This is a genomic window from Bradyrhizobium sp. Rc2d, assembly GCF_900099855.1.
In the GTDB taxonomy this organism is placed as follows: Bacteria; Pseudomonadota; Alphaproteobacteria; order Rhizobiales; family Xanthobacteraceae; genus Bradyrhizobium.
The window spans coordinates 25,645-38,514 of the sequence record NZ_FNCU01000068.1 but is presented as its reverse complement, the minus strand read 5'-3'; the positions used below and the strand labels follow the sequence as shown (position 1 = coordinate 38,514).

At 61.6% G+C, this 12,870-nt stretch carries 6 protein-coding genes; 3 read left to right on the top strand and 3 right to left on the bottom strand.

The genetic code is table 11. From position 1 onward, the window contains the following. Positions 1-371 (bottom strand): LabA-like NYN domain-containing protein (locus BLV07_RS42090; protein ID WP_143035688.1); only part of this gene is annotated, 371 nt, incomplete at its 3' end. A 1,563-nt stretch (positions 372-1,934) separates the two neighbouring features. On the opposite strand from BLV07_RS42090, the gene BLV07_RS49955 reads away from it, so the two are divergent. Next, positions 1,935-2,069, top strand: coding sequence for a hypothetical protein (locus BLV07_RS49955; protein WP_283806589.1), 135 nt, complete (start codon positions 1,935-1,937; stop codon positions 2,067-2,069). Positions 2,070-4,418: 2,349 nt separating this feature from the next. Here the strand turns inward: BLV07_RS49955 and BLV07_RS42075 are convergent. Next, on the bottom strand, positions 4,419-5,180 hold the full coding sequence (locus BLV07_RS42075; protein WP_091898295.1) for an IS5 family transposase: 762 nt from the start codon (positions 5,178-5,180) through the stop codon (positions 4,419-4,421). Positions 5,181-5,587: 407 nt separating this feature from the next. Here BLV07_RS42075 and BLV07_RS42065 point away from each other — a divergent pair, with 407 nt between their 5' ends. Next, entirely contained in the window at positions 5,588-7,174 is a 1,587-nt protein-coding gene (locus tag BLV07_RS42065; protein WP_091898291.1) for a winged helix-turn-helix domain-containing protein, read from the top strand. 277 nt (positions 7,175-7,451) lie between these two features. Continuing rightward, entirely contained in the window at positions 7,452-11,315 is a 3,864-nt protein-coding gene (locus BLV07_RS42060; RefSeq protein WP_143035686.1) for an autotransporter domain-containing protein, read from the top strand. 538 nt (positions 11,316-11,853) lie between these two features. Here BLV07_RS42060 and BLV07_RS42055 read toward each other — a convergent pair. Further along, on the bottom strand, positions 11,854-12,849 hold the full coding sequence (locus BLV07_RS42055; protein WP_091898287.1) for an ABC transporter substrate-binding protein: 996 nt from the start codon (positions 12,847-12,849) through the stop codon (positions 11,854-11,856). Positions 12,850-12,870 lie beyond the last annotated feature (21 nt).

The window sequence follows — 12,870 nt, the reverse complement described above, 5'->3', positions numbered from 1 at the left end:
CGGAAGTCGCCGTCACCCGAGAACAGCACCATCTGGTCGATATGCTCGGCGAGCTCCATGGCGTCGACGGCAAGCTCGATGTCCATGTTGCCCTTGACCTTGCGGCGGCCGGAGGCGTCGATGAATTCCTTGGTCGCCTTGGTGACGACGGTGTAGCCGTTGTAGTCCAGCCAGTCGATCAGCGGGCGGATCGAGGAGTATTCCTGATCCTCGATGATGGCGGTGTAGTAGAACGCCCGAAGCAGCGTTCCGCGGCTCTGAAACTCCTTCAGCAGGCGCTTGTAATCGATGTCGAAGCCCAGAGTTTTCGCCGTCGCGTAGAGATTGGCCCCGTCGATGAAGAGCGCGATCTTATCGGAAGGAGAGGGCATTTGTGCCGTTTGCAGAAGCTAAATGAAGGATTGAACGTGTAAGGATTTATCCGCCGAGCGCGAAAGGCGGACGCTTTATATACAGATAGTCACCGGGGATACTGTGCGCCAAATGGGGTCGGCTCAAGGCGCTCGAGATCATGCCTCGGAACTCGTGCTGTAGACGAAAGTTGTTCTGTCAAATTTGTCATTTTTGCTGTCCGTTCTAGAAGCTTTTTTGAGGCTAGTCGCGTCATGACGCCTGGCGAATTTGCTCTCTTCGAATTCTCCATCAGAAGGCGCGGCCGTACTTGGCGGTGGTCTGTCTCGGATCAATGCGGGAATCTTCTGTTGGCAGGAAATGAGCGCAGCCGGCATCGGGCGCAATACATGGCTGCCCGAGCCATTTTCCAGTTTTTGTTGACAGCCCCTTATCGCAATCGACGAGATCTAAGGCAGCGCCATCGGCGCCCTCCCATCCACACGAATGTCAGGATGCATTTCAATCCACGGTAACAGGCCGAGGAGGAGATCACAGCCTTCGGCGGTAGCCCAATCCCCGAGAGCTTCCAGGTCGTCCCGTCGAGATGCATGCTGACGCTATTTGCGTCCTGACACTCGCCAGGGCAAATGATCGTCGAAGCCAAACGCACCGAAAACGCGAGGCCAGCGCCTGATGACGCGCCGCCGGCGGCTAAGGCGGTGAAAACGAGGCCCGCCGTTTTACACTAGCGGCTGTGTCACTAGTCTCAGAATAGAACGCTGCCGGGCTCGAAATACAGGTCCCGGCAGCGTTTTCTTCTCAAACTGAGTGCTGAAATCCCAGTTGGTCTCGATTGTGCAACGGCCATGCCACAGGTGTGTGACACGTGCCCGCCGGTTCTCGCTGGCGGGCCTTCTATGCTAGCAAAATGACGTGCCCCGCCGATCGTGCGGAACGTCGTGGCACCGGCCGCAGGCGCTGCTCCAGATCGCGCCTGCGGCTTTCGTTTGGCACCTTCTTCAAGCGGGCAGATTATTCGGCAATGCGACGTCGCCGCGAGATACTTCCGGCAAGCGAAGGACTGCCTCGATGAGGCGGAGAAGGCCACAAGCCCGTCGATAAGGAGGCTTGGCTAAAGCTGGGGGAAGAGTGGCTGGCGAACTGCGGATTGACCTCGATGTGCACGACGAGGCAGCCGCAAGGGAAAGAGCCAAGCAGCTTGTTGACTGGGAAGGCGCGACCAAAATCGAGACGTTAGACCCCGAGTAGGGCCGCCTAGTTGGGCGGCCTGTCCTGGTTCAAGCTGCCGGGCGCCTTGTTCTCGCTTCAGGAAATGTTCTCACGCATCGTCCAAGTACCGTCCGTGTTTAAGTCCCGGTGACTTAAGTTGAATTTGAAAAGCGTTCTAATTTCCCGAAGGAACGAATGTTCTCTTTGACACTTAAGGGGCTGGTAGCCGAAGACGGTGCAGCCGTTGCTGAGGCTATGGGCCCGGCCTCCTAGGCACACCGGGCCCGCTTTGCTCAAGGCCGCCTCAGTTGGGGCGCCGTTCTCTTGGTCTAGCTCAAGCGATGCCTCCCTCTGCGACAGTCCATCAGGCCATGCCTGACCCCGAAAAACAGACCGAGTGCAAGGAAGACAAGCCGTCGCCCCTGGACGAGGCGCGTCGGGTTATTGAAGAGTACGCGGCTAACCTGCGCGAGATCATCAGACGGCTACGCCAGATGATGAACTAAGGCCGTCTTAGCTTTTCGCGTTGGCGGGTCGCACGCGCGAAACCGGTGCTCTCCGGAAGAGTACTGACAATGTCTGGAAACGAACATAACGGCGCTTTGACTGTGAGTAAGCTCGGAGGTGCTTGATCCTCCCCAAGGTCCAAGCACCCCAACGGCCCCGGCCTCCCACACCCACCCCATGGCCGGGGCCGTCATCGTCAGAGTTCGCGTGCCATCGCGGGATGGCCTCGGCTCTTCACCTTAATCCAGTGCTTCTGCCGACGACCTCGGTACGGCCGATCGCGATGCTTGGAAACCAGTCCCTCAAGTCCCATCCGGCAGGCGGCCCGGAACAGGTCCAGCCCGATCTCGCGTCGCTCGAAAGGGGCCACGCTGATCCCGTCCGGCCGGCGCGCCAATAGCTGCTCCAAGTTTGCTTTGCGCATGTGGAGGGACCGCAAATCATCGCCCATGATGAGGATGGGCTCGTTCTCGCTAGGCTTTGCTAGCGTGAGGACCAGGCAACCTCCAGCGGCCGGCCTCACGACATTCCTCTCTACCCGGTCCGGGGCCGTCCAACCGCCATCATGGTCCCATCGCTGCCGACGCGCAGGATGGCGCCGCGCTGGCCACACGCCTGACAGATGAACCGCGGCTCGAGTTACGACAATCGGATATCGTCCGGCCACTCGTCAACCACCATGGCCGAAAGCTTCACCCTGTGGCCACAGCGATAGTCCTGACCGAAGGCGAACAAGTCGCGCACGCCGGTCGATCGCAACTCGCCGAGCTTCTTTCTTCCTGACACAAGGGGGCAAGATCCTTCCTCAGCTGATCGAGCTGCTTCTCAATGCCGTTTGCGTATTCGTGCCAGTGCACCACCATGGTCGCTCCTCCGACCATGGCAATCAAACGGCGACGCAACCGAAGGGCGAGCGCAAGCACCTCGGTGGGCCAATTGCCAAACCACCGCTTTGATCACCAGGATGAGAAGGTAGATCGCGGTGCGGCGGCCGATGCGGTTCATCGTTTCTTGCGGGAGGGCAAGGGATGAGGCTGGAAGGTGGGCAGATTATTTTTTCAGAATAAGCCCCATTGCGCGCGCCATTCGCCTCACGGATCCGGTGTGCCGAGCGAGCGCCGCCGCTATCTCCGCCACGACACGACGACGCGCCAGCCAGGCAAGCCGCTTCCGCTCAGCCTCAGTCCATTCCTTTGGCTTCGACGATCTCATTTCGAAATGATCGAATGAGCTCGATGCGAGCGATATTGGGAAATTTACGGGTGGAGGTGCCGAACCGCCCTGAGAACGCGCCCCAAGCCCGCCAACCTTAGTGCGATACGCGAGCGAGCTCGGCGAGCCGGACCTCTCTCAGGCTCTCAAGGTGCTCCATTGCTTCAAGCAATTTCACCAGATCGGAGATCATATATGCCAGGGCTTGCGCGGTTTTCGGGAAGAGCGACCGCCAGCGCCTCCCGCCGGCGGGTAGGGCGGTGAAACCGGGGCCCGCCGGTTCACGCGCGTTGTCCGTACCTCCCATTTCGATACTTTCGGTCCCGGGCGCATTTGTTTTGCGATCGCGGTGGCTGGTGGCGCATTATTAATCGCTATCACGAGCTTTTACTTCATGGAATAACGCGCTCGGAATCGGGGCAAATCGCCAGAATGCTCCGGTCCCTAGCCGCCGCCTGCTTGGCCGCATTCAGTGTCGCCGCGCGAGTGTCCCCGCATTAGACAGTAAGCCGCTTCAGTTAGCGGACTCAGGTGATAGTCGCAGGGCAGCTGGAGCTGTAGGGCGACTGACGCATACGCTTACTCTGATACCAAGGATCTGGAGAGACGGCCCCAGCCTCCAGGGGGCTGTTGAGGGGTGGGCCGGGGCCGCTCCGCCAGCTCGGGCTGCGAGCCGGCACGACTTAAACGTTCGCCAGCGCTCGTGTTCCTTTGAAAACGGTCAAACCGAGGATTCTAAGGCAGATTTCGTCTTGTAATGACGATTAGCTGCAATGTAAGGTTCGGATTTTCAGTCCTGTTATTTGAGGTAGTAATGAGTACATCTGATCGGACTGCCCATACCGCCACCGTTTTGCACCGAACTATCGCACGTCTCGAAAGTCAGATTGCCGAATTGAGCGTACTGCGAAATCGATTGGCGCAAGCTGAGTTGCGCCGCTCTCGGTCAAGATCGGTTCAGTCAGCTTCCCGAAAACTAGGACGACACGCTAGGTGTAGATAACCTTCCACGGTCAACCCACGTCTCGTTGCCGGCCGCGTCTGGTAGCTCCAAGCTTCCTGCGTGAGTCGGGGGATTCATGGAACGGGAGCGGTTGCAGAGCATGTCTTTGGAGGAGCTGTGGCAACTCCACAGGCTAGGGCGCGGACTCATTAGCACGCAGCCAAATTCGGATTGATGCTAGTTTGACGAACGCCAGATAATTGGCTGCGAGTTTGTCATATCGGGTCGCGACACGCCGACATTGCTTGATCTTGTTGAAGAACCGTTCGATCAAGTTGCGGGCGCGATACAGAAACGGGCTGAAGCAGATCGGGTCTTTGCGATTGCGTTTCGGCGGAATATTGGCCCACGCGCCTTGCTGGCGGGCAAGCTCCCTGATCCAATTCGCGTCGTATCCGCGATCCGCAAGTAAAATCGTTTGTGGAAGCAAGGCGTTGAGGAGAACCGAGCACAGGCGATTGTCGTGCGCCTCACCTGGCGTGAGCGCGAGATGGACCGGCAGGCCATTGGTGTCCACCACCGCGTGAATCTTGCTCGTCAGGCCCCCTCGTGAGCGACCCATATCTTGATGATTGTTGTCGGCGATGCAGGCTCCGTGCTGGTGCACGCCGACGACCGAGGTATCGACCATTTGCACCGCCGCGTCACGACCGGCGGCCAGTGCATTCATGATCCGGTCCCAGACGCCAGCCCGCCGCCACCGAACGAAGCGATTGTAACAAGTGTTGCGGGGACCGTAGTTCTCCGGCAGGTCGCGCCATGGCGCACCTGAGCGCAGGACCCAAAAGATGCCATTGAGCACGCGACGGTCATTTACGCGCCGAACGCCGCGCGGCTTGTTCGGCAGCATCGGTTTGATGGCGGTCCATTCGTAGTCGCTGAGTTCGTAGCGCATGATTCGAGGCTCCGGTTTCGGAGCTTGAATCACGTCTCGGGCAGCACCATCAACCGGCAACGCCCCGCTAATACTCTGAATATACTTCCGCTTTCGGCGGCATAGCGGACTTGGCCGGACTTGCTACTGGCTCGGCCCGGTCGCGAATGAACCATTTGAGACATACGCGGGGTCGGGCGAACTGCGCGCTGCTTAACGCTGCCGATATTGAACAGACGCCGATCGAGGCTGCTACCCTCGCCACCGAAACGGCGAAGATGTCAGGCTTTGCTGCCTTCCCGGCAAAGCCTGGTGGCAAATCTGGTCGTGTGGGGTCAATGAAGATGCATGCAAAGCTTGCGGCAGAGCCGCTCAAGAGGCTACTTGTCTTGGCGGCGCCGGGTTAATTTGCCTCTCAGGGGGTAGGAGTGAACAAACGACAGGATCTCCGCGTCGGAGATCTGATTCTTGACAAAACGTGCCTCTTCGCGCGCCGCAATGGGCAGACGATTCAGTTCACCAGAAACGAACGCGCCCTGCTGCTCGCGCTCACCCGCAATCCGCAGCGCCTCATGCGCCGCGGCCGCCTGCTCGATGAGATCGCCTCGGAATCCGACGTATCCGACCGCAACATCGACTTTCTGGTGAATAGGCTGCGGGCAAAGCTCGGCGACAGCGCCAAATCACCAATGTATATCGCCACGCAGTATGGCGAGGGTTATGTCTGGATCGCTCCACTGTCTCCGGCAGCGCCGATTGATGCGTTACTCGTTATCGGACCGGCCTTCGGACCGCAGGGACATCCCTTCGGCCAGCAAGCGTCATCGCTGGTCGATCAGCTTCGCGACATGATCGCCACCGGCGTCGGCGTTGGCCACAATGTCGTCGTTGCCGAGAACTGGCAGCCCGCCCCCACCGACAAATTGCGCTATCTCCTGCAGATGAGTTTTCTCGCCGGCAACGGGCAGCTTGATTGTGCGGCCACCCTGCGAGAAATGCCGTCAAAGCGCATCGTCAAGGCGTTCCGTCTCCAACTCGACATGGCGGACGCCGCATCGTTCACGGCCGAAGCGGGCAGGGTCTCGAATGGCGTCATCGAAGCCCTGTCGCAGGCCCTCGTTGACGCCTCCACGGGTCTCGGCACGCCCGCGGACGAGCCGCTTGAAACGCGCCTCCACAAGGCTGCAAGCCTGCTGTCGGCCTCAAATCGGTGGTGGCTGGCAAATGGCGAGCAACTCGGCAGGGACCGCGCGCAGGACCCCCTCAATGCAGATATCGCCCTGCAATGGTGCCTGCATCTGTTCGCGCGCCTGGTCCACACCAGCCCGTTCGGCGAGATCAGCCTGGAAGAACGCTACCGCATCGAAAGCGAGATCGACGCCACGGTGCTGGAGTGCTTGCCCGCCGTCGAGGCGAACCCGCTGCTGATGTTGGCGGCCGCAAAGCTATTGTACTTCATCAACCGGGGTCATCTTGACCTCGCGGAGGACGTTGCCGAGCGCGCTTTCGCCCAGACCGCGGACTTTGCCGCAGCCTTGCCCGTCATGGGGCAATTGCGCTACGCGCGCGGCCGTTTCGACGAAGCCGCCCGATTTTTTGATCGCGGCATCGAGATGTCTGAACCGGGCTCCGATTTGCATCTGCATATGCGGGTCTTGAAGGCTATCTCCGTGCTTGCGTCCGGCGATCGCGCCTTGCTGGACATGGCTGTCGCCGATGCAGCCAGGGAGGCTCCGCGTTGCCCGCGGGACATCGGCCTGACGATCGGCTGGATGATCGCTTCGCCGGAGCAGAAATTGCCATCGGCGTCGGCGGATGCACTTGCCGCGATCGGCCCTGCGGGCGCCGGCAATGCGATTGAATATCTCTACTTCACGTCGGCGCGTCACCTCGTCTCGGAACACGCACGCGCCAACGTCATGCGTGGCCTGATCGCGCACGTGACGCGGCTGCACGGCGAAGAGGCGGTTCCCGCTTTCGTTCTCAGGAGCATCGGGCTGATCGCCGCGGGCTAAACTGTTGCCCGTATGCCGCATGATAGGGGTAATCCGGTTTACAACCGGCCCAGTCAGGGCGTGTCTTGCGACCCTCAAATATTGTCCAAACAATTGCCTGCTAGCGACGCCTGACCGGTTCGATTTTGTCGGTCAGCAAAGGCGCGCGAGTATGGTCGTTCGTTCAGTCCAGATGGAATGCCGGGCCTCAACGCTTGGCAGGTGCCTGCGGGCGACTCGCGGTCCGCTCTTTTCTCCTTTGTCGATATCTGCGTCGCGTGCGTTGGCTCGCGGGCCGATGACGGGAGCGGATACCGCGCGGCACCGCAGCCGCAGAACCCGCCTGCTTCTGACGACCTCCACGCTTTCGCTGATCGCGGCATTGAGCATCGCCAACGCGCCCGCATGGGCCGCAGGCAAAGGCGGGGCGGGCGGCGTCTTTGGCCTGCCGGTTGGAGGGGACGGTGGCGGCGTGCTTGCCGGAGACAATGCCTATACGCCGGCAACGAGCTCGCCGGGTAATCCGCTCCCTTTCGAGCCTGTCCATCCCGCGGGAGCGCTTGGAGTTTCGGTCACGGTTAATGTGACCTCGTTGACCGCCAACGGCGGCGACGGCCCTGCAGGCATTTACTACCTAGGCGGCGGCGGCGGCGGCGGCAGCGGCGGCGGTGCTGGAGCCACCGTCGCCAATGGCCTGACAATCACCACTGGCCTCGTCAAAGGCGGCAGCGGCGGCGATGGCGGCAACAGCAGCGCCGATGCTGGGGGCGGTGGCGGTGGCGGCGATGCCATCGTCTTCCTCGGGGCGGGATCGCTCACAAATAACGGTGGGATCACGGGCGGCAAGGGCGGTGTCGGCAGCTTCGGGTATGGCGCCTACGGCAGCGGCGGCGGCGGCGGCTTCGGCGTCGTCTTCATCGGCACGGGATTGCTTACAAATTCCGGTACCATCACCGGCGGCGCCGGCGGAGCTGCCGCCCTCGGCCCCCCCGCCGCAGGCGGCGATGGCGGCGATGCCATCGTCTTTCTCCAGGGCGGATCGCTCATAAATTCAGGGACCATCACCGGTGGCGATGGCGCCTTCAGCGTTTGGGGGACGTGGGGTCGCGGCGGTTCCGGCGTCACCGGCAGCAACCTCACGATCGTCAATAGCGGCTCGATCAGCCGTGGCTGGCTTGGTGATAACGCCATTACCTTCACGGGCGGCGTGAACAGCCTCGAATTGCAGGCGGGCTACAGCATCGTCGGCTTCGTCGTCGGCACGGGCGGCGACAAGCTGATCCTCGGCGGCGACACGACGCCATTGACAGCCTTCGACCTGTCGCAGATCGCGCCGACCAGCTTACCAATTACGCAATATCGGGGCTTCTCCGCCTTCCAGAAAACCGGCGCGAGCACCTGGACGCTGACCGGCTCAACCGGGGCTGTCATGCCCTGGACGATCAGCGCCGGCACGCTGTCGATTTCCGCTGACGCCAATCTCGGTGCGGCGTCGGGCGGGATCACCTTCGACGGCGGCACGCTGCAAACCACGGCGACCTTCTCATCGGCACGGGCCATCACGCTGAACGCGGGCGGTACGTTCCAAGTCGATCCGGCGACCACGCTGACGCTGAGCGGCGTCATCGGCGGCGCGGGCGGCCTGATCAAGACCGGCGCCGGCACGCTGACGCTGACGGGCAACAGCACCTACACCGGCGCGACCGCAATCGCGGCCGGAACACTGGTTCTGGCGTCGGCAGCATCCATCACATCGAACGTCACGAACGCCGCGACATTCCAAAACTCCGGCACGGTCACCGGGACAGTCACCAACTCGAACACGTTCGACAACAATGCGGCCGGTACGGTGTCGGGTCGTTTGACCAACACGGCAGGCACGACGACGAACGCCGGTGCGCTCAACGGCGGCGTGACAGTCAGCGGCGGTACTTTTACGCAAATCGGCGGATCTGTGAGTGGCGGCCTGACCAATGCCGCGACCGCGAATGCGAACGGCGGCGCGATCAATGGCGCAATCGCGAACAACGCCGGTACTTTCAACATTGGCGGCACGGTGACCAGCAATTCGACCTTCGACAACGCCAGCGGTGCGACGCTCGCCATCGGCGCCGCCGGCAACTACACGCTGCAGGGACTTCTGACCAATGGTGGCGCCATTACCGTGGCGAGTGGCGGCCAATTGGATGCGACGGGTGGCGGCATCACCAACGCAGCGGGCGGCAGCCTCACTGTCGCCCTTGGCGGCACCGTGAAGGATGATCTCAATAACGCCGGCATGGTGGCCAACAACGGCACCTACCTCGCCGACGTCGCGACCAACACCGGCACCATCACCAACAACAATATCTGGACCGGCAATGTCGCCTCCAGCGCCGGCACCATCACCAACAATCTGACCTGGAACGGTGCGATCACGACGTCCGGCACGTTCAATAATTCCGCCGGCGCCATGGTAACGGGATTGGTGACCAACAGCGGTACGGGCAGCAACGCCGGCACTTTGAGCGGCGGCCTCACCAATACCGGCGGCACCTTCAACAATTCCGGCACGATTGCCGGCGCCACCACCGTCTCGGGCGGCACGCTGTTCGGCACCGGCTCCGTTGGCACGCTGAACATTGCGTATGGCGGCACCTTCGCGCCGGGCGATGGCACGGCTGGGACGTCCACGAATGTCGCCGGCAGCCTGGCTTTCGCCTCGGGCGCGATCTATCTCGTGCAGGTGAACCCGACGACGTCCTCGTTTTCTACCGTCACCGGCACCGCGACACTCGGCGGCGCCACCGTGCGCACCAGTTTCGCGCCCGGATCCTATGTCGAAAAGCAGTACACGATCCTGACCGCCGGCAGCATCAGCGGCACGTTCAATCCGATCGTGGCCAACAGCGGCCTGCCGTCAGGTTTCAGCACCACGCTGAGCTACGACGGCACACATGCCTATCTCGATCTCGCACTCTTCGTGGCACCGCCGGGCACGGGACTTTCCGGCAACCAGCAGAAGGTGGGCAATGTGATCACCAACTTCTTCAACAGCAATGGCGGCATCCCGATCGTATTCGGCAGCCTCACGCCGGCCGGGCTGACTCAGCTCTCGGGCGAACTCGGCAGCGGCTCGCAGCAGACCACATTCAACGCCATGAGCCAGTTCATGGGCCTGCTGACCGATCCCCTCATGGGCCGCGGCAACGGCATCAACGTCGCGACATCGGCGCCGGGATATGCGGAGGAGAGCGCCAGCGCCTATGCGGCGAGCCGCAAGCCCAAGGATGCGCTGGCGATGTTCACCAAGGCGCCGCCCGTTCCCTTCGTGCCGCGCTGGAGCGTGTGGGCGGCCGGCTACGGCGGCTCGCAGACCACCAACGGCAATGCGGTGGCCGGATCGAATGACACACGCAGCAGCATTTTCGGCACCGCCGTCCGCGCTGACTACCTGTTCTCGCCGAATACGCTCGCGGGGTTTGCGCTTGCCGGAGGCGGCACCAATTTCAGCGTCAACAATCTTGGCAGCGGACGCTCCGACCTGTTCCAGGCCGGCGCGTATCTGCGCCACACCAACGGCGCAGCCTACGTCACTGCCGCGCTCGCCTATGGTTGGCAGGACATCACCACCAATCGCGCCGTGACAGTCGCCGGCCTCGACCAGCTGCGCGCGGAGTTCAATGCGAATGCGTATTCCGGCCGGCTCGAAGGCGGCTACCGGTTCGTTGCGCCGTGGATCGGCGGCGTCGGCCTCACGCCCTATGCCGCGGCCCAGTTCACCACCTTCGATCTGCCGGCCTATGCCGAAAGCGTGGTCACGGGCGCGCCGAACTTCGCGCTCGCTTACAGTGCGAAAAGCGTCACCGATCCGCGCAGCGAGCTCGGTATCCGCTCGGACAAATCCCTCGCCATGGCAGACGGCATTCTCACGCTGCGCGGCCGTCTCGCCTGGGCACATGATTTCAATCCGGACCGCACCATTGGGGCCACCTTCCAGTCGCTGCCGGGCGCGAGCTTGGTCGTCAACGGCGCAGCGCAAGCAAGCGAATCTGCGCTCACCACGGCGTCCGCCGAAATGAAATGGACCAACGGCTGGTCGGCCGCGGCGAGCTTCGAAGGCGAGTTCTCCAACGTCACGCGCAGCTATGCCGGCAAGGGCGTGGTGAGATATCAGTGGTAACGCCCCGAAAAATCATAAGGAATATTTCAACGACGTTTGCGCTGCGGAATTTGGTAGCTATCGGGGCATTGCGGACCCTGGCAAGCCGCCCGCCCCGCAAATTTATGGGTTCACGGCCTAGTCAATGACATTCTCGCGCTGAGGCTCTTAGTGAAGAAAGAAGAGCTTGCGACGCCTGGAGCTGCTTAGCCGAGGCGACAACGCTCCTGTGACGAGGTTTGACCCGGAGGAGTGAGGTTGCCTGGTTGCCTAGAACTGTTGGCTCGCTAGATTAACAGTCGATTATCGCGCGCCATGGAAAACTGCCCCCTCGGCGTCACGAGGAATTGCCCCCTCCTTGGATAGCCTACCTGAGGTCGGCAATCCATGGCCATCTGGACAACAGAGTGCGGCAGCGCGGTTGAGCGTGCAGAAGGGACAGTGTGTTAAACTGCGGTGCGTAACACGTGCCGGATACGACAGCAGAGCCCGAGAAAATTGGGGCGCGCCGCGCAGTTAGTGTTCGGCGCGGACACAAATCCCCTCAGCCCCCTGATATCTAGGCGATAGTCTTTAAATAGAGGCTCGGGTCAAAGTATTTGCTCGCCGGCGTGAAGTCCTTGATGCCTGCGTTGGCCATGAAGAAATCTGTCGATTGTTGTAGCCAGTTGGTGACGGTCCCATCCGAGTACATGCGTTTCCAGTCCTTGGACGTGAACATCTTCTGAGCCTTGAACGACTCATTGATATCGGCCATCGGCGTCTGGCTGTAGTGACCCTTCTGGAGCTTCTCCATCGCCTCCGCGCTGTTGGCGATGATGAAGTCGTTCGCCTCGGCCCAGCCCTTGATGAGCTTTGCCAGTGTTTCCTTGTTTGGCTCGTAGTAATCGTTAGCCGCCGCCCAGCCGCCGATGATCGCTGCCTTTGGATAATAGGCTGACGCATCCGCGAGCTTGACTGCGCCGGGCACCTTGTCGCGAACTGTCACGTTGAAGGGCACCCAGAGCGCGACGGCAGGCACTGCGCCGGAAATGAAGGCGGTCACGGCGGCCGGCATGGTCTGGTTGACCAGTTCGACCTCCTTGGGATCGACCTTGTTGGCACGAAGCGCGGTATCCAGGAATACGTGCGCCGTTGTGCCGGTCGCGGTCGCGATGCGCTTGCCCTTCAGATCCTCGAACGATTTGATGCCCTGATCACCGCGAACCCAGAGTTGCGCCGTCGCTACCTCGATGTCGTTGATGAGGAAGACCTTGCCTTGGCCACGGGCCGGGAAGTTCGAGAGCACGGCGCCGGTTGCCAGCACGTCGAGGCTGCCGCCGATCAGCGCCTGGAAGATTTCCAGGCCGGTGTTGAACTGTCGCAGCTCGAGATCGAGGCCCTGCTTTTCGAAGGAGCCGCGGTCCATGCCGGTCCAGATCTGGCCGTCAACGGCGACAGTGTGAAGATAGCCGACGCGGACCTTTGTTTTCGCCTGCGCGATCGCAGGCGCCGTGGCCGTGAAGGTCCCCAGTGCAAGGCCTGCCGTCGTGGTCAAAAATTGTCGCCGATCCATAGGTCGCTCCTCCGCTTTATG